This is a genomic window from Brevundimonas sp. NPDC090276 (assembly GCF_044772165.1).
Taxonomy (GTDB): Bacteria; Pseudomonadota; Alphaproteobacteria; order Caulobacterales; family Caulobacteraceae; genus Brevundimonas.
Genome location: NZ_JBIVYK010000002.1, coordinates 158,296 through 176,106 on the forward strand (window position 1 = coordinate 158,296; position 17,811 = coordinate 176,106).

The window sequence follows — 17,811 nt, forward strand, 5'->3', positions numbered from 1 at the left end:
CAACCGCCTCGCTGCATTTCCTTGCAAGCGGAGCCTTTGGCGCAGAGCGGCGTTCGGACGGGACGCTCACAGAGAGGCCGTCGATGACCCGTTCCGCCGTTGCGCTGCTGTCCTGTCTTGGCCTGACCGCCGCCGCCTGCTCACAAGAGCCGACCCCCGCGCCCGCGCCCCCGATCGAGGCCGGCCCGCCCGCCGCAGCCGTCGGCTATGCCTGCGAAAGCGGCAAGGTCATCACCGCGACCTATCCGGACACGCAGACGGCGCAGGTGTCCTACGACGGGCGAGACTATGTCCTGACCAGCGCGGTCTCGGCCAGCGGGGCACGCTACGTCGGGCAGGGGCTGGAATGGTGGACCGCCAGCCGCAACGGGCAGGAGAGCGGGACGCTCAGCCGACTGGGGCCCAACGATACGACGGGCGGCACGATCATCGAGCGTTGCAGCCGCCCGGTCCCGGCCCTGGCCCCGTCGCCTGAGGCGCCCTGCAACGGAACCAACCTGAGGCTGTCGGTCGAAGGAGGCGACGCGGGCATGGGCAATCGCGTCACCACCCTGGCGCTCCAGAATGTGGGGATGCAGGCCTGCAGCCTGACCGGCTATCCAACCGTGACACTGGTCGATGCGGGCGACCGCGTCCTGAGCACGGTCAAGACGGTGCAGGAGCCGGGCGATTATTTTGCGAAAGGGGCGGCGCCGTCTGCGGTCTCGCTGAAGCCCCTGGCCAAGGCCTATTTCGATCTGGCCTGGAACGTCGTCCCGCATGAATCCGAGGGGGAAACGACCTGTCCCGAGGCCAAGACCCTGCGCCTGACCACGCCCGGCGACATGTCCGTGGTCAGCCTGACGCTGGCCCTGAGCCCGTGCGGGCGGCAAATTCGTGTCGGTCCGTTTCGTCCGGTGAGCGACGCCTCGGCCGGACCTGCCCCTACGCCCTGAAATCAGGGGTTCAAACCTGCCTGGATTCAGCGTAGCGGAGAAATCATGACCCAGAGCACCAATATGGCCTTCTACGACCGCATCTCCGCCGAACTGGCTGACATCGACGCCCAGGGCCTGACCAAGCCCGAACGCGTCATCGCCTCGCGTCAGGGGCCGGTGATCTCGGTCAATGGCCGTGAGGTTCTGAACTTCTGCGCCAATAACTACCTTGGCCTGGCGGGCGACGAGCGCGTCACGCAAGCCGGCATAAAGGCGATGGAGAAGTGGGGCGCGGGCACGGCCTCGGTTCGCTTCATCTGCGGCACGCTGGAAATCCACAAGGAGCTGGAACGCGCCATCGCCGACTACCTCGGCTTTGAGGACACCATCCTGTTCGCCGCCGCCTTCGACGCGAATGGTGGCATCTTCGAGCCCCTGTTCACCGAGGCCGACGCCATCGTCTCGGATAGCCTGAACCACGCCTCGATCATTGACGGCGTGCGTCTGTGCAAGGCCAAGCGGTATCGCTTCGCCACCTCGGACATGGCTGATCTGGAGGCCCAACTGAAGCAGGCTCGGGCCGACGGCGCGCGCGAGATCATCATCGCCACCGACGGCGCCTTCTCGATGGACGGCTATATCGCCAAGCTGAAGGACATCCGGGCCCTGGCCGACCAGTACGGCGCCCTGATCATGGTCGACGACTGCCACGCCACCGGCTTCCTGGGCGACAAGGGGCGCGGCTCCTACGCCTGGAACGAGGTCGAGGTGGACTTCGTCACCGGCACCTTCGGCAAGGCTCTGGGCGGCGCCATGGGCGGTTTCATCTGCGCCAAGGCCAATGTCGTGGCCCTGCTGAAGCAGCGCGCGCGCCCCTACCTCTTCTCCAACGCCCTGGCCCCCGCCGTCTGCGGCTCGTCGCTGGAAGCCATCCGCATCGCCGCAGGCGAAGAGGGCGATGCCCTGCGCGCCCAGCTGTTCGCCAACGCCGCGCGCTTCCGCTCGGCCATGACCGAGGCGGGCTTCACCCTGCAACCGGGCGAGCACCCCATCATCCCGGTCATGTTGGGCGATGCCAAACTGGCGCAGGACATGGCGGCGCGGATGCTGGAACTGGGCGTCTATGTCATCGGCTTTTCGTTCCCCGTCGTGCCGCGCGGTCAGGCCCGCATCCGCACCCAGATGTCGGCGGCGCATACCTTTGAACAGATCGACGCCGCCGTCGCCGCCTTCATCCAGGCGGGCAAGGAACTGGGCGTCATCAAATAGGCGTTCACCTGTATCGCCAGGGCCGGACGCGACCGGCCGTGGTGGAAATAAAAAGCGTTTGAGGAAACGACATGGCTGACATGATGAAGGCCCTGGCCAAGACCAAGCCGGGCGTAGGCCTTGAGATGATTGACGCCCCGATCCCCGTCGCGGGCGACGAGGATGTGTTGATCCGGGTCCACCGCACCGCCGTCTGCGGCACCGACATCCACATCTGGAACTGGGACGAGTGGTCCCAGAAGAATGTCCCGGTGCCGATGATCACGGGCCATGAGTTCGCCGGCGAGATCGTCGCCATCGGCAAGGATGTGGATCGCCGCCTCAAGGTCGGTCAGCGCGTCTCGGCCGAAGGCCACGTCATCGATCTGAACTCCGAAGCGGCCCGCGCCGGTCATTTCCACCTGGACCCCGACACGCGCGGTATCGGCGTGAACCGTCAGGGCGCCTTCGCCGAATACGTCGTGGCCCCGGCCTTCAACGTCATCGAGCTGCCCGACGACGTTCCCTATGAGATCGGCTCGATCCTGGACCCCTTCGGCAACGCCGTGCACACGGCGCAGCAGTTCGACCTGCTGGGCGAGGACGTGCTGGTCACCGGCGCTGGACCCATCGGCATGATGGCCGCCGCCGTGGCGCGCCACGCGGGCGCCCGCACGGTGGTTCTGACGGATATCAACGACTTCCGTCTGGAACTTGCGCAAAAGGTTGCGCCGGGCGTGCGCACGGTGAACACCACCAAGGAAGACCTGCGCGACGTCATGCACGAGCTGGGCCTGAAGGTCGGCTTCGACGTGGCGCTGGAGATGTCGGGGTCGCCCATCGCCTTCAAGCAGTGCGTCGACACCCTGATCATGGGCGGCGGCATGGCCATGCTGGGCATTCCTTCCAAGCCGATGGAGACGGACTGGGGCACGATCATCCTGAAGGCGCTCACCATCAAAGGCGTCTATGGACGTGAGATGTTCACCACCTGGCGCAAGATGCTGGGCCTGCTGAAGGCGGGTCTGGACCTGACGCCGCTGATCACCCACCAGATGCCCTATCAGGACTTCGAAGCCGGCTTCGAGGCCATGAAGTCCGGCCAGTCCGGCAAGGTCGTCCTGAACTGGGCCGACTGATCGTCCCGGACTCGCGACTTAAGGCCCCCTGACCGCAAGGCAGGGGGCTTTTTCGTATCAGGCCAGCGCCGCGCGAGACCCGGTGGCGCGGAAGACGATGACCACGAACAGGATCATCGACAGCAGGGTCAGGGTCGGCCCGACCATCAGGCCCAGGTTGGCCGCCGCCTGCATGCCCGCGCCGCCCAGCAGCTTGGCCGCCAGCGCCGGCATGAAGATCAGCAGGCCGATCAACGCCACCCAGAAATGCGTCTGGGGCAGCCAGCCCAACGCCGCGCTCGGCTGGACCCGATAGAAGAGGCCGTAGAGCGCCATCGACACCCAGCCCAGCAGGTTGATGTGGGCGTGCACCGGCGAGGCGGTGAACTGTTCGGTCGCCCCCATCCAGTAGCCCAGCCCCATGCCGATCAGGGCGAACAGTACCGCCAGTCGGAGAAAGCGGTTGGAAAGGCGGTGGTCCATCGGCGTGTCCTCTGGCGGTGGGTGGATGCGCTGTAGTGGAGCGAACGGTGATCGCTCAAATGAAACAACCGTCATTTCATGTGCGGGCCAGCAGCCGGATCAGGGCGGGCTCGAACGCCTTGGTCTCTGACCCGGGAAGGGCTCCCGCCAGGGTCCCGTTGGTGAAGCTCTCCAGCACGCGCGGATGGACGTAGGCGGCGCGGCAGACGGCGGGGGTGTTGCCCAGCAGACCCGCGACGGCCTTGACGCAGGCCGTGATCTTGCGCCGGGCGTCTACCGTCGAGGTCGGCGGCTCCATCTCCCGTAGTGCCCGCGCCGCCGACACGGTTCCGGCCCAGGTGCGGAAATCCTTGGCCGAGAACTGCTCGCCCATGGCCTCGCGGATATAGGTGTTCACATCGTCCGAAGTGACGGGGTGCAGGTCGCCGTGCGCATCGCGGTACTTGAACAGATGCTGGCCCGGCAGGCCCTCCAGCGTGCGCATGGCCCGCGCCAGGCGTTGATCGCGCACGCTGACCCGGTGGTCCTTGCCGCTCTTGCCGCGGAACTCGAAGGTCAGGGCCGCCCCGTCCACCTCCATGTGCCGCTTGTGCAGGGTGGTCAGGCCGAAGCTGCGGTTCAGGCGCGCGTATTCGGCGTTGCCGACGCGGATCAGGGTGATCTCCAGCAGGCGGACGGCGGTGGCCAGCACCTTGTCCCGTCCGGGGCCGCGTCGTGACAGGTCGTGCTCGACGCGTTCGCGCAGTTTCGGCAAGGCGCGGGCGAAGTCGGACAGCCGATCGAACTTGTGGGCGGCGGCGTAGAGGGTCCAGTCGGGATGATAGCGGTACTGTTTGCGTCCCCTGAGATCGCGGCCCGTCGCCTGGATATGGCCGTTCGCGCGCGGGCAGATCCAGACCTCGGTCCAGGCGGGCGGGATGGCCAGGGCGCGGATGCGGTCCAGCGTCCTGGCGTCTCGGATCGGCTGGCCGTCGGGTCCGCGATAGGCGAAGCCCTTGCCTGAGCGGCGGCGGCTGAGGCCCAGGTTGTCATCGTTGCACCAACTGAGGCCGTCGGGGATTTCCAGAACAGACGAAAGGCGGGCGGCGCCGTCGGGCATGGCTTGGAATCCTGAAGATGCGACGACCAACGGGCCGCGCGCCCGGCGGGTTCCTCTTGACCGGGAGCGCAGGGCAGGGGACGGAGCGGCATGAACTATCGCCACAGCTTTCACGCCGGAAACTTCGCCGATCTGGTCAAGCACGCCCTCGTGCTCTGGCTGCTGAAGGAGCGCCAGGCCAAGGGGCCGGTCACCGTCATCGACACCCATGCGGGCGCGGGACTCTATGACCTGTCGGGCGACGGCGCGCGGTCGCGAGAGGCCGAGGCGGGCGTCGCGCGCCTGATGACCGCCGAGGACCGGCCGTCGCTGATCGAGGCGCTGGCGGCCGAGGTGGCGGCGCTGAACCCGGATGGCGGGGCGCGCTTCTATCCAGGGTCGCCGCTGTTGATTGCGCGCGCCTTGCGTGAAGGCGACCGCTATCTGGGCTTCGAGTTCCATCCGCCGGTGCAGGACATGCTGGCCGAGGCCCTGGGTGGTTGGCCAGCCGCCGAGGGCCATCAGGGCGACGGCTATATCGAGGCCTTGAAGGCGGCCAGGGCGACCAAGGGACCGCTGGTCCTGATCGATCCGCCGTTCGAGCGGCCCGACGACTATGTCCGTTCGGCCGAGACCGCCGCCGCCATCCTGCGCCATGACCGCACGGCGACCGTCGCGATCTGGACCCCGCTTAAGGACATGGAGACCTTCGACGGCTTCATCCGTCGACTGGAGGAGGCCAGGGTGGGCCATGTTCTTGTCGCCGAGGCGCGTCTGCGCCCGCTGAACAATCCGATGAAGATGAACGGCTGCACCATGACCGTGGTCAATCCGCCACCGGGCGCCGAAGCGGCGGCGTTGGAAATCTGCGGCTGGGTTGCGACGACCCTTGGCGAGACGGGCGCCAAGGCCGAGATCTGGACCGCCGGCTAGGCTTCCACGACCTCGCCGGGCTCATACAGGTGAGGCTCGAAGGTGGCGAGGGCCAGGATCGGCCCCATGGCCGCCACGACCTGGGGGTGGCGGGTCATGACCTTCCAGTGTGTGGCGCTGCCCCAGACCGCGTGATTGGCCACGACGCGACCGTTTACGCCGCGATGCAGGGTGGCCGAGACAAAGCCAGGCAGGGCGCGCTGCACCTGGGCCAGGGCCGTCAGATGCTCGATCAGCTCGTCCTGACGACGCGCGTCGCACTTGAAGATATTGATCAGAACGACCGGGGAATCGGCGGACGCGTCGGCGGTCATGAAGGGCGGCCTCGTTGCAATCGCCTGACTTCTACCCCAATCCAGAGAGAGACGCTTCCTTCTCCCCGCTGGAAAACGCCGAAATGACCCGTATCGCCATTCTGGAAACCGGCCACCCGCCCGAGAACCTGCGGGACGCCTTCGACGACTATCCCGCCCGCTTCCGCGCCCTGCTGGGCGAGAACGTGCCGACCGTGCGGTTCGACGTCCAGTCGGGGCACCTGCCGGAGGACCCGTCGATCTTCACGGGGGCCATCGTGACCGGCTCGGCTGCGGGGGTCTATGATGACCTGCCGTGGATTGCGCCTTTGGTCGACTGGCTGAGGGCGGCGCGGGGCAAGACGCGCCTGCTCGGTATCTGCTTCGGCCATCAGGTCATCGCCCACGCCTTCGGCGGCAAGGTCGAAAAGTCGCACAAGGGCTGGGGCGTCGGCCTGCACCGCTACGACGTGCTTAGCCAGGAGCCGTGGATGTATCCGCGCGCGCCCTCCATCGCCATTCCGGTGTCGCATCAGGATCAGGTGGTGGCGGTCGCGCCCGACACGCGCGTGATCGCCTCCAGCGCCTTCACCCCCTACGCCGGTCTGGCCTGGGGCGAAGACGCCGTCAGCTTCCAGTGCCACCCCGAGTTCCAGCCCGCCTACGCCGCCGCCCTGATCGAGGGGCGCAGGGGGCATCGCATTCCGCATGATCTGGCGGACGAGGCCCTGCTGAGCCTGGAGGGGGTTAACGACCGGGCGGTGCTGACGGCCTGGATCCGGGCTTATCTGATGCTGACCCCGCCGCCGGTCGAGGCCGATGGCAGCGGCATCTGACGCAGATGCGTTCGACGAACGCTAAACCTTGCTCAACTTCTGGTGTGCCAATCTGAGGCGTTAGTCCGGAAGTGATATGTCGCCAATCAAAGCTGCGGTCCTCGCGACCGCCATTCTGCTGTCGCCGGGCCTGGCCCAAGCGCAGGCGCCCGCGCCGCGTGACGACCTGTTGCGCGCGGTCGAGCAGCGGGCCTCGCAGACCAGCTTCGCCGAGCTCGAGGCTTTTGGCGAGGCCGCCTACAGGCGGCATGACCGCGAGGGGTTGAACCGCCTCTATCACGTCGTCTGGATCATCCAGAACCAGGGTGAGTTCGAGCGCGCGGGCTTCTGGAACCAGCGGCTGGCGGAGAAGGCTCGCGCGCAAGGCGATCGCCGCTACATCGAAATCGCCCGGTTGAACGAATTGACCGCCCGTTATGACCAGGGGGATCTGACCGTCGATGCAGAGATGTCCCGTATGACCACGACGGGATTCGACTGGTTCGTGCGTGCCCACGCTGCGCGCCTGACGGCCCTGACCCTGATGGATCAGGACCGGGTCGGCGAGGGGTTGAAGCTGCTCAATCAGGCCGAGACCGAAATCCCTGATGAGGCTCCCTTCGCCGCCACCGCCCATGCGGGTCTGTGGGAAGTGACCGGCATGGGACTGATGAAGCTGAACGACGTGGTGGGGGCGACGATCGCCTTTCGCCGCTTCGAGATCGACTACGCAAACTCGGCCTATCCGCGCCCCGACTTCGACAGTCTCTACAACCTGACCAAGATGGCGGTGCAGGTCGGTGATCTGACCCGGGCGCAGGACTATTACGCCGCCCACCGCCGCCTCAGCCTACGGACCGGGCTGGAAAATCTGCTGGTCTATGACGCCAGCCTGTGCGCCCAGGTGGCGGACGCGCGCGACGAACCACTGGAGGTGCTGGCCTGCGTCGCCCGCTATGGCGAGGACATGGGCTCGGCGGCCTTCCTCAAGCTGGACCTGCTGCCGTTGCGGGCTGTGGCGCGGGCGCGGACCGGTGATCTGGACGGGGCGCGACGGGATCTGGCGCAGCTGCGCATTCTTGATCGGCAAGGGGGCGTGGATTCCCACGTGGCCCTGGTCGAGGCCGAGCTGCTGTTCGCCTCGGGTCAGGCAGCCGAAGCCTATGCCGTACTGCGGACCTACCAGCGCGAACGGGAAGTCCAGACCGCCCAGCGCTTCAGCGCGGGTATCCGCCAGGTCACCGGCGACATTCAGGAACAGCTGGACCGCCGGCGTCAGCAACTGGAGACCGCCCGCGCCAACACCGAACTGCAGCGTACCGTCATCCGCTGGCAGAACTGGATCGTCGGCATCGGCGTGGTCTTCATGCTGTCGGCCCTTCTGACCCTGTTGTGGCAATGGCGTCAGGCGGGGGAGCTGCGCCGCGCCCGTCGCCACGCCGAAGAGGCTAGCCGCGCCAAGAGCGAGTTCCTGGCCAATATGAGCCACGAAATCCGCACCCCGCTAAATGGAGTGGTGGCCATGGCCGACGCCCTGGCCCAGCGCGACCTGAACCCCGACGAGCACGACATGGTCGAGGTCATCCGTTCGTCAGGCGCCATGCTGGAGCGCTTGCTGTCCGACATTCTGGACAGCGCCCGCATCGAGTCCGGCCAGGTCACGATCGAGCCGGCCCCCTTCCATCTGGGGCGGGCGGTGCAGGACGTGGCGGCCCTGTGGCGTATTCCGGCGGAAGCCAAGGGCGTGGCGGTAGTCGCCCATGTCGATCCCGCCCTGGATCGACTGGTCGAGGGCGACGCCGTGCGCGTGCGCCAGGTGCTGACCAATCTGGTCAGCAACGCCCTGAAGTTCACATCGGAAGGCGAGGTCAGTCTGACGGTTGAACCGGGCCTGGAGGGGGATGTGCGCTTCATCGTCACCGACACCGGCGTTGGCTTTGACGAGGAGCAGAAGGCCCGCATCTTCGGCCGCTTCCAGCAGGCCGACGGTTCGATCACCCGGCGCTTCGGCGGCACCGGCCTGGGTCTGGCCATTTCGCGCGAGCTGGTCGAGCTGATGGGCGGTTGGCTGGAATGCGACAGCACGCCGGGCGTCGGCTCGCGCTTCTGGTTCGAGATTCCGCTGCCGTCGGCCGAGGCCGGGAGCGAGATCGAAGAGCCTGCGTCGTCCACTGGCGATGTGCGCGCCCAGCCGTTGCGAGTGCTGCTGGCCGACGACCATCCGGCCAACCGCAAGGTCATCGAGGTCATGTTGTCGGCCACGGCGATGGAGCTTGTCGCGGTCGAGGACGGGGCTCAGGCGCTGGAGGCCTTCCAGCGCGAAGCCTTCGATCTGGTCCTGATGGACATGCAGATGCCGGTGATGGACGGACTGACCGCCACCAAAGCCATCCGGGCCTTCGAGACCCAGCATGGGCGCGTCCGGACGCCGATCCTGATGTTGACCGCCAACGCCATGACCGAGCACGTCGAGGCAGGTCGGGCGGCGGGCGCGGACGGCCATCTGACCAAACCGCTGACCCTGGCCGCCCTGTTTGAAGGGATCGATCAGGTGATGATGCGATGCGAGCGCGCCGCCTAGGGCGGCGTCAGACCTGCCATTCTAGGGCCACTTCACCACGGGCGGCATGGAGCTGAGGATCGACTCGACGTTGCCGCCGGTCTTCAGCCCGAACATGGTGCCGCGGTCGTACAGCAGGTTGAACTCGACGTAGCGGCCGCGACGGATCAGCTGTTCCTCGCGTTCCTCGGGCGTCCAGGCCTCGGTCATCCGGCCGGCGACAATCTTCGAGTAGGCGTCGAGGAAGGCCTTACCGACGTCCTGGGTGAAGGCGAAGTCCTTCTCCCAGTCGCCGCTGTCGTGGTGGTCATAGAATATGCCGCCCGTGCCGCGCGGTTCGTTGCGGTGCGGCAGGAAGAAGTAATCGTCGCACCACTGCTTGTACTTGGCGTGCCATGACGGATCATAGGCATCGCAGGCGCCCTGCATCGCGGCGTGGAAGGCGAGGGTGTCGGGGTGATCATCGCGACGATCCACGTCCAGCACGGGGGTCAGGTCGCCGCCGCCGCCGAACCAGGTCCTGGTGGTCGAGATCAGCCGGGTGTTCATATGCACCGCCGGGACGCGCGGGCTGACCGGGTGGCAGATCAGGCTGATGCCGGTGGCGTAGAAACGCGGGTCTTCCTCGGCCCCCGGGACGTTTTTCGCATAATCGGCGGGGAAGGTGCCGTGGACGGTCGAGCAGTGGACGCCGACCTTCTCGAACAAACGCCCGTGCATCATGCCCATGACGCCGCCGCCGCCTTCCTTGCGGTCCCAGGGCGTGCGCACGAAGCGGCCGGCGTCGCCGGGGAAGAGGTCGGCGGGGGCGGCGTCCTCAAGGGCCTCGAAACCGGCGTGGATCTGATCACGCAGGGTCTCGAACCAGACGCGGGCGCGCTCGCGATGCTCGACCATCAGGGTGGGGGTCTCTTGGATCATGAGGGCTTCAACCATGACGGACGGCCTTTGTGAACAGTGTGCGGTGCGCACTTCATGCGCTCCGACCCAAAAGAGGGCCTTGATCCAGATCAGACCCGGTTTCCATGCCGCCCCTCCTGTGCCAGCGTGGCCGTGTCAGTATTGAGGGGACCCCCATGATCCGCACCGCCTTGCTCGCCGCCGTTTCGCTCGCCGTTCTGGCTGGCCCAGCCCTGGCGCAATCCCAGGCCGGCCAAAATGCAGCAGGGCAGGAGCGAGTGATGCAGATCCTGCGTCGCACGCCCCTGATCGACGGCCACAACGACCTGCCCTGGGCCTTGCGCCAGGGCTTCGGGAACGACCCCTATCGTGTTGATCTGGCGACCAACCTGGCGGCGACGACACGCCTCCACACCGACATCCCGCGTCTGCGCGCAGGCGGCGTCGGAGCTCAGTTCTGGTCGGTCTATGTCCCCGCCAGTCTGGAGCCGGTCGAGGCCGCCAAGGCCACCTTCGAGCAGATCGACACGGTCAAGCGCATCGCCGCCGCCTATCCCTCGGTGTTCGAGATCGCCACCACCGCCGACGACATCGCCCGCATCCACAAGGCGGGTCGCATCGCCAGCCTGATCGGCATGGAGGGCGGCTATTCGATCGACGATTCCCTGGGCCTGCTGCGTGAGTTCTACGATTCGGGTTCGCGCTACATGACGCTGACCCACTCCAAGACCACGACCTGGGCCGACAGCGCCACGGACGCGCCGAAGTGGGGCGGCCTGTCGCCCTTCGGCGAGCAGGTGGTCAAGGAGATGAATCGCATCGGCATGATGGTGGACCTGAGCCACGTCTCCGAAGAGACGATGACCGACGCCATCCGCGTCTCGACGGCGCCGGTCATCTTCTCGCACTCGTCTGCGCGGGCGGTGACGGGCCATCCGCGCAACGTGCCCGACGCGGTCCTGCGGATGATGCCGGCCAACGGCGGCATCGTCATGGTCACCTTCGTGCCGGGCTTCATCAGCGAGGCCGTGCGCGCCTCGGGCGCCGCCCGTTCGGCCGAGGTCTCGCGGCTGACAGCCCTGAACCCGGGCGATCCCGAGGCGGTCAAGGCGGGCATGGAGGCCTGGAACGCCGCCAACCCGGCGCCCAAGGCCACGCTGGACGATGTTGTGGCGCACATTCAGCACGTCCGCGACGTGGCGGGTATCGATCATGTCGGCCTGGGCGGCGACTTCGACGGCGTCGACAGCCTGCCGGAGGGCGTCGAGAGCGTGGAAGCCTATCCGCGCATTCTGGCCGAGCTGATGCGTCGCGGCTGGACCGAGGCCGACATCCGCAAGATTTCCGGCGAGAACCTGCTGCGCACCATGCGCGCGGTCGAACGCGCCGCCACGGCCCAGCGCGGCGAACGCCCCAACCTGGCGCAACTGCCGAATGACGGCGCGCCGGAGTAGGGGGGTCAGGCAGGCTGCGGCGACGACGGCGTCTTCAGGCGAACCAGACGAGCGATCTCGAACGCGAGGTCCTCGTCCGAGTGATCTGGTTTCACCTCGATGAAATCGACTCCGGCGCGTCGCAGCGCCTCTCGCTTGACCGCGTCGCGCGCGGCGGCCGTGCCGAGATAGTGTCCAGAGCCCTGGAACTCGACTGCCGCCAGCGGGTGTCCGTCATTGGCGATGACCAGCATATCGACGCGTTTGCTGTTCACGGCGGCAAAGGCCTTGGCGTCAGTGGAAGTCAGGACCTCGCCCAGAGACACCTGAGCCATCACGCGCCAGCCCATGCGATGACCCCGCAGCAGACGTTCAATCTGCAGAAAAGCGCGAGCCTCGTTCCTGGACATCAGTCGCTTGGGACGAAACTCTGCGTTCATGACGGTGGTGAGTTGCGCCGCGGGATCGGGTCGGTCGCTACGCGCTGTTGAGGTTTCAGGATTCACGAGCTTCATTCCCGCGCGCCATCGTCCCCTGCTTGAGGAGCGCCTAGTCCAACGGCTTCGAGCGCCCACCTTCAATCCTGCCAGAAAGCCCAGGAGTGCGATCAAGGCCATCAACAGCGGCAGGTTATCGGCTGATGTCAGTTCCTGCAGGAAGGCTTGTAAAGTCATGGTTCCGCTCGTGTGAGCGGAGTAGTTTGCCTTTCACCATTTGGCGTTCGGTGAATCGGCGTGGTTAAGTTTCAGGCTTTTCAAGGCCGCACCGGCAACTCGCCCAACTGCCTCAACCCTTCCCACAGGGCGATGCCTGCGCTGACCGACAGGTTCAGCGAACGCGTTTCCGGTCGGATGGGGATGAAGACGCGGGCGTCGGCGGCCGCGTGGACATAGTCGGGCGCGCCGGCGCTTTCCTTGCCGAACAGCAGGACATCGTCGGGCCGGAATTCGAACTCGGGCAGGGGCGTGGCGCCCCTGGTGGTGAACAGGACCAGCCGCCCCGGCGCGCGGTCGCGCTGGAAGGCCTCCCAGTCGGCGTGGCGGGTCATGTGCGACAGCGGGCCATAGTCGAGGGCCGCGCGCTTCATGGCGCGGTCGTCGAAACGAAAGCCGGTCGGCTCAATGACGTGTAATTCTACACCGAAACAGGCGCTCTGACGGATGCAGGCGCCCACATTCTGCGGGATGTCAGGTTGAAAAAGGGCGAGACGCATTCTAAGGCCGTCATACGCGCGGGGCGGGGTCTTGTCGCGGTCTTTATTGCGACCGTTTCGCAAGTTGCATCAGCAGCTTGCGACTATCGTTGTAATACAAGGGCCGCAGGCATCTTCTGCCGTTCCGCAGGGACGATCCATGCCGACGACCAACTCCTTCCGGGGCGGGCGATCGGGAGTGCAGAGGTGAGAGCGTGGCCGAATCGGTCGTGAATGCTGAAGGGCCTGAGGGCCAACACGGGGGCGGCGACGCCACCCGCCGCGATTTCATCCACATCGCCGCCGGCGCCGCCGCGGTCGGTGCTGGCGTGATGGTGGCCTGGCCGCTGATCAACCAGATGAACCCCGCCGCCGACACCCTGGCCCTGGCGTCGATCGAATTCGATCTGACCAAGGTTCAGGAAGGCCAGCAGGTCGTCATCAAGTGGCAGGGCAAGCCGGTCTTCGTGCGTTACCGCACGCCGGCCGAGCTGAAGCGCGTCATCGCCGATGACCATGCCCCGGACCTGAAGCAACCGCAGACCGACGCCGAGCGCACCAAGCCTGGCCACGAGAAGTATCTGGTGGTTATCGGTTCCTGCACCCACCTGGGCTGCGTTCCGACCTTCGGTACGGGCGACTACGGCGGCTGGTTCTGCCCCTGCCACGGTTCGCACTACGACGCCTCGGGCCGTATTCGTAAGGGCCCGGCGCCGCTGAACCTGATCGTGCCGAACTACGAATACGTGTCCGACACCCGCGTGAAGATCGGCTGAGGACGGACAGAGGAACCATGAGCGATCACGAATCCACCTACGTCCCCAAAACCGCGATTGAGCGGTGGATGGACACCCGCCTGCCGATCATCCGTTTCGGCATGGACTACGCCAACCTGCCGACCCCCCGTAACCTGAACTACTGGTGGACCTTCGGCGGCATCCTGGCCCTGTGCCTGATGACGCAGATCATCACCGGCATCGTTCTGGCCATGCACTATACCCCGCACGTCGACCTGGCCTTCGCCTCGGTCGAGCGCATCATGCGCGACGTCAACGGCGGCTGGCTGATCCGCTACGTGCACGCCAACGGCGCGTCGATGTTCTTCATCGCCGTCTATCTGCACATGCTGCGCGGTCTCTACTACGGTTCCTACAAGGCGCCGCGCGAGATGATCTGGATCGTCGGCTGCGTCATCTTCTTCCTGATGATCGCCACCGCCTTCCTCGGCTATGTCCTGCCCTGGGGCCAGATGTCCTTCTGGGGCGCTGAGGTCATCACCAACCTGATCGGCGCCATTCCGGTGGTCGGCGAGCCGATCCTGATCTGGCTGCGCGGCGGTCCGGCGATCGACAACGCCACCCTGAACCGCTTCTTCTCGCTGCACTACCTGCTGCCGTTCGTCATCGCCGGTTGCGTGGTGCTGCACCTGTGGGCCCTGCACGCCGCCGGTCAGAACAACCCGGTCGGCATCCTGATCCCGAAGGACCGCCAGAAGAAGGACATGCTGCCCTTCCACCCGTACTTCACGGTCAAGGACGGCTTCGCGATCATCCTCTTCCTGATCCTGTTCTCGGTCTTCGTCTTCTATCAGCCGAACGCCCTGGGCCACGCCGACAACTACATCCCGGCCAACCCGCTGCAGACCCCGGCGCACATCGTGCCTGAGTGGTACATGCTGCCCTTCTACGCGATCCTGCGCGCCATCCCCGACAAGTTCGGCGGCGTGGTGGCCATGTTCGCCGCCATCGGCGTTCTGTTCGTCCTGCCCTGGCTGGACACGTCCAAGGTGCGCTCGATGCGCTACCGTCCGACGATGAAGACCTTCTTCATCATCTTCCTGTTCGTCTGCTTCGGCCTCGGCTGGTGCGGTGGTCAGTTGCCGGACGCCCCTGTGGTTCCGGGCATGCCGAGCTTCAACCTGTTTGACGGTCAGTTGAACTCCTACCTGTGGCTGACGCGTCTGTTCACGGCCTACTACTTTGTCTTCTTCCTGGTGCTGATGCCGATCCTCGGCCTGCGCGAGAAGCCGCTGCCGGTCCCGGCGACGATTTCCGAGCCGGTCCTGTCGGGCGAAGCCGAGCAGAAGGGCTGAGCGCGATGATTTCGAACGAGAAGAAAACCGTGTCCTTCCGCAAGACCTTGGTCGTTCTGACGGCCGCTCTGGGCCTCGTCGCTATCGCCGCTCCGGCGATGGCCGCCGGGGGCGCCAAGCATCCGCGCAGCGGCGGCTTCAGCTTCGAGGGGCCGTTCGGCACCTACGACCAGGGCCAGCTGCAGCGCGGCTACAAGGTCTACAAGGAAGTCTGCGCTTCGTGCCACGGCATGAACCTGATGCATTTCCGCAACCTGGGCGACAAGCACGGGCCGTTCTGGAACCCCGAGTACCCGAACCCGAACGACAACCCTGTCGTGAAGGCTCTGGCCAAGGAAGTTCAGGTCCCGGACATCGACAGCGAGACGGGCGAGGCGCTGATGCGCGACGCCACCACCGCCGACAAGTTCCCGTCGCCCTATCCGAACGCCACGGCGGCTGCTGCGGCCAACGGCGGCGCGGCTCCGCCCGACCTGTCGGTCATGGCCAAGGCCCGTCATGACGGCGCCAACTACATCTACTCGCTGCTGTCGGGTTACGGCGCTCCGCCCAAGGGTTTGAAGATGACCTCGGCCCAGCACTACAACCCCTATATGGCGGGCGATCTGACCCCGTTCTGGGAAGGCGAGGGACACGTTCCTCCGGGCGGCTTCATCGCCATGCCCGCACCGCTGCAAGACGGTCAGGTCACCTATGACGACGGCACCAAGGCCACCGTCGACCAGATGGCCAAGGACGTCGCCGCCTTCATAGCCTGGACTTCCGAGCCCAAGGCGACCGAGCGCAAGCAGATGGGCTTTGGCGTGATCATTTTCCTGCTGCTGTTCGCAGGGATCACCTACGCGAGCTACCGCCGCATCTGGAAGGGCGTCGCCCACTAAGGCGAAGCGCTTTCGAGACGAGATGACCCGCCGGAGCGATCCGGCGGGTTTTTTCGTGTCTGCGGCTGGACGCGGGCGCATCGACTCTGGGGATTTCGACCGATAGGGTCCGGGCCTCTGTTTTCGTCGAGGGGTCTGTTTCCATGCGTTTGATGTCGTCCGCCGCTGTCCTGTTGTTCGCCGCCGCTCTGGCCTCAGGCGCTGTCGCCCAGACGCCTGACTTCGACGCCGCGCGCATTTCCAACGACATCAAGGTCCTGTCCGACGACAGCTTCGAGGGGCGCGGCATCGCCACCCCCGCGGAGCAGAAGGTCATCGACTACCTGAGCCAGCAGTATGCGGCGGCGGGCTTCGCGCCCGGTGGCGAGAACGGCGGTTGGACCCAGGCGGTCGGCCTCAACCGTTTCACCGTCTCCAACGTCAGCGGCCAGATCAAGGTCGGCGACTGGACCCAGTCTCTGGCCCAGGGCCAGCAGGCCACCATCACCACGCGCCTGCCCAGCGACGGCGTCGACCTGCGCGGCAAGCCCCTGGTCTTCGTTGGCTATGGCACGAACGCGCCCGAGCGCGGCTGGAACGACTTCAAGACCGACGTGCGCGGCAAGGTCATCGTCGTTCTCGTCAACGACGCCGACTTTGAAGACCCATCGCTGAACACTTTCGGCGGCGAGGCCATGACCTACTACGGCCGCTGGACCTACAAGTACGAAGAGGCCGCGCGTCAGGGCGCGGCGGGCGTGCTGATCGTCCACGAGACCAAGCCCGCCTCCTATGGCTGGACCACGGTGGCCAACTCCTGGTCCGTGCCGCAGTTCGATATCGTGCGTCAGAACCCCTCGGCAGAGCGTGTGCCGATGGAGGCCTGGATCCAGCGTGACGTGGCCATCGAAATGTTCCGGCAGGCCGGTCTCGATTTCGAGCAGGAGAAGATCAAGGCCCGCAGCCGCGACTTCCAGCCGGTCGAGCTGAAGGGCGCGACCATCGATGCCAAGTTCGATGTGAAGACCGACCAGATCACCACTCATAACGTTTTGGCCAAGCTCGAAGGCACGACCCATCCGAACGAGACCATCCTCTACACCGGCCATTGGGACCACATCGGCATGGGCGAGCCGGACGCCAACGGCGACCGCATCTTCAATGGCGCCGTCGACAACGCCTCGGGTACGGCGGGCCTGCTAGAACTGGCGCGTCAGTGGGCTAAGGGGCCGAAGCCAGAGCGCACCATCGTCATGATCAGCTTCACGGGTGAGGAAAGCGGCCTGCTGGGTTCGGAATTCTACGCCGCCAATCCGCTCTATCCACTGGAAACGACGGTGGCGGGCTTCAATCTGGACGCCGCGAGCGTTCTGGGCCGGATGAGCAAGCTGGGCGTGACCGGCTATGGGCAGTCCGATCTGGACGAACGCGTCATTGCTTTGGCGGCAGCGCAGGGGCGCGGCTTTGAGGGCGATGCGGGCGCGGGCGCGGGCATCTACTTCCGTTCGGACCACTTCCCCCTGGCCAAGCGCGGCGTGCCGATGGGCTATCTGTCCTCGACCGGCGACTACGTGGACGAGCCGATCGCTCCGCGTCTGGCCGCTGCCGCTGAGTACCGCGCCAACCGCTATCACCAGGCCGCAGACGAGTGGGAGCCGACTTGGGACTATCGCGGCATGATCCAGGATCTGTCGGTCGTCTACGACGCCGGTCAGGCCCTGGCCAACAGCCGCGACTGGCCGCAGTGGAAGGCCGGTTCAGAGTTCGGTCCGGCCCGAACCGTGAGCGACGCGCAGCGCAGATAGGCCGGTCTGATCCGGCTTCGCGGAACATGACAAAAATGTAAGGGGCGGCCTCCTGCGAGGCCGCCCTATTACTTGGCGTGAAAG

General features: G+C 66.1%; 17 protein-coding genes. 11 read left to right on the forward strand and 6 right to left on the reverse strand.

All coding sequences use genetic code 11. The features are described 5' to 3' along the window. Positions 1-83: 83 nt before the first annotated feature. From ACIQTU_RS06520 to tdh, 3 genes are all read left to right on the forward strand, one after another. Positions 84-935, forward strand: coding sequence for a DUF4232 domain-containing protein (locus ACIQTU_RS06520; protein ID WP_400544126.1), 852 nt, complete (start codon positions 84-86; stop codon positions 933-935). A 45-nt stretch (positions 936-980) separates the two neighbouring features. Beyond that, entirely contained in the window at positions 981-2,186 is a 1,206-nt protein-coding gene (locus ACIQTU_RS06525) for a glycine C-acetyltransferase (protein ID WP_400544129.1), read from the forward strand. Positions 2,187-2,269: 83 nt separating this feature from the next. After that, complete coding sequence (tdh, locus tag ACIQTU_RS06530) at positions 2,270-3,304, forward strand: L-threonine 3-dehydrogenase (RefSeq protein WP_400547041.1); 1,035 nt, start codon at positions 2,270-2,272, stop codon at positions 3,302-3,304. A gap of 57 nt (positions 3,305-3,361) precedes the next feature. On the opposite strand, the gene ACIQTU_RS06535 is transcribed toward tdh, so the two are convergent. Together ACIQTU_RS06535 and ACIQTU_RS06540 are read right to left on the reverse strand one after the other, a co-directional pair. Beyond that, on the reverse strand, positions 3,362-3,766 hold the full coding sequence (locus ACIQTU_RS06535; protein WP_400544132.1) for a hypothetical protein: 405 nt from the start codon (positions 3,764-3,766) through the stop codon (positions 3,362-3,364). Positions 3,767-3,842: 76 nt separating this feature from the next. Beyond that, complete coding sequence (locus ACIQTU_RS06540; RefSeq protein WP_400544135.1) at positions 3,843-4,865, reverse strand: DNA topoisomerase IB; 1,023 nt, start codon at positions 4,863-4,865, stop codon at positions 3,843-3,845. Positions 4,866-4,955: 90 nt separating this feature from the next. Here ACIQTU_RS06540 and rlmJ point away from each other — a divergent pair, with 90 nt between their 5' ends. After that, positions 4,956-5,777 carry a 23S rRNA (adenine(2030)-N(6))-methyltransferase RlmJ gene (gene rlmJ / locus ACIQTU_RS06545; RefSeq protein ID WP_400544138.1) on the forward strand — a complete coding sequence of 274 codons (822 nt, stop codon included), beginning with the start codon at positions 4,956-4,958 and terminating at the stop codon, positions 5,775-5,777. Here the strand turns inward: rlmJ and ACIQTU_RS06550 are convergent. After that, positions 5,774-6,091 (reverse strand): antibiotic biosynthesis monooxygenase family protein, encoded by a 318-nt coding sequence (locus tag ACIQTU_RS06550; RefSeq protein WP_400544141.1) that lies wholly within the window; start codon positions 6,089-6,091, stop codon positions 5,774-5,776. The two genes, rlmJ and ACIQTU_RS06550, sit on opposite strands and share 4 nt — an antisense overlap. Positions 6,092-6,174: 83 nt before the next feature. Here ACIQTU_RS06550 and ACIQTU_RS06555 point away from each other — a divergent pair, with 83 nt between their 5' ends. Then, positions 6,175-6,906 carry a type 1 glutamine amidotransferase gene (locus tag ACIQTU_RS06555; protein ID WP_400544144.1) on the forward strand — a complete coding sequence of 244 codons (732 nt, stop codon included), beginning with the start codon at positions 6,175-6,177 and terminating at the stop codon, positions 6,904-6,906. 76 nt (positions 6,907-6,982) lie between these two features. After that, positions 6,983-9,466 (forward strand): ATP-binding protein, encoded by a 2,484-nt coding sequence (locus ACIQTU_RS06560; RefSeq protein WP_400544147.1) that lies wholly within the window; start codon positions 6,983-6,985, stop codon positions 9,464-9,466. 21 nt (positions 9,467-9,487) lie between these two features. On the opposite strand, the gene hemF is transcribed toward ACIQTU_RS06560, so the two are convergent. Beyond that, the gene (gene hemF / locus ACIQTU_RS06565; RefSeq protein WP_400547044.1) at positions 9,488-10,342 is read right to left on the reverse strand and encodes an oxygen-dependent coproporphyrinogen oxidase; all 855 of its coding nucleotides are present in this window, start codon (positions 10,340-10,342) and stop codon (positions 9,488-9,490) included. 179 nt (positions 10,343-10,521) lie between these two features. Here hemF and ACIQTU_RS06570 point away from each other — a divergent pair, with 179 nt between their 5' ends. Further along, positions 10,522-11,799 (forward strand): dipeptidase, encoded by a 1,278-nt coding sequence (locus tag ACIQTU_RS06570; RefSeq protein ID WP_400544150.1) that lies wholly within the window; start codon positions 10,522-10,524, stop codon positions 11,797-11,799. A 5-nt stretch (positions 11,800-11,804) separates the two neighbouring features. On the opposite strand, the gene ACIQTU_RS06575 is transcribed toward ACIQTU_RS06570, so the two are convergent. Both ACIQTU_RS06575 and ACIQTU_RS06580 read right to left on the reverse strand, forming a co-directional pair. Beyond that, entirely contained in the window at positions 11,805-12,452 is a 648-nt protein-coding gene (locus ACIQTU_RS06575) for a DUF2726 domain-containing protein (protein WP_400544153.1), read from the reverse strand. 80 nt (positions 12,453-12,532) lie between these two features. Then, positions 12,533-12,991, reverse strand: a complete 459-nt coding sequence (locus tag ACIQTU_RS06580) for a tRNA (cytidine(34)-2'-O)-methyltransferase (RefSeq protein ID WP_400544156.1) — start codon at positions 12,989-12,991, stop codon at positions 12,533-12,535. 194 nt (positions 12,992-13,185) lie between these two features. Between ACIQTU_RS06580 and petA the strand changes: the two genes are divergently transcribed. The 4 genes from petA to ACIQTU_RS06600 all read left to right on the forward strand — a co-directional run bounded on the left by petA (position 13,186) and on the right by ACIQTU_RS06600 (position 17,727). Beyond that, on the forward strand, positions 13,186-13,746 hold the full coding sequence (gene petA, locus ACIQTU_RS06585; protein ID WP_400544159.1) for a ubiquinol-cytochrome c reductase iron-sulfur subunit: 561 nt from the start codon (positions 13,186-13,188) through the stop codon (positions 13,744-13,746). A gap of 17 nt (positions 13,747-13,763) precedes the next feature. Further along, positions 13,764-15,062 (forward strand): cytochrome bc complex cytochrome b subunit, encoded by a 1,299-nt coding sequence (locus ACIQTU_RS06590; protein ID WP_400544162.1) that lies wholly within the window; start codon positions 13,764-13,766, stop codon positions 15,060-15,062. Between the two features lie 5 nt (positions 15,063-15,067). Continuing rightward, entirely contained in the window at positions 15,068-15,943 is an 876-nt protein-coding gene (locus tag ACIQTU_RS06595; RefSeq protein WP_400544165.1) for a cytochrome c1, read from the forward strand. 143 nt (positions 15,944-16,086) lie between these two features. Beyond that, positions 16,087-17,727 carry a M28 family metallopeptidase gene (locus tag ACIQTU_RS06600; protein ID WP_400544168.1) on the forward strand — a complete coding sequence of 547 codons (1,641 nt, stop codon included), beginning with the start codon at positions 16,087-16,089 and terminating at the stop codon, positions 17,725-17,727. Positions 17,728-17,811: the final 84 nt, after the last annotated feature.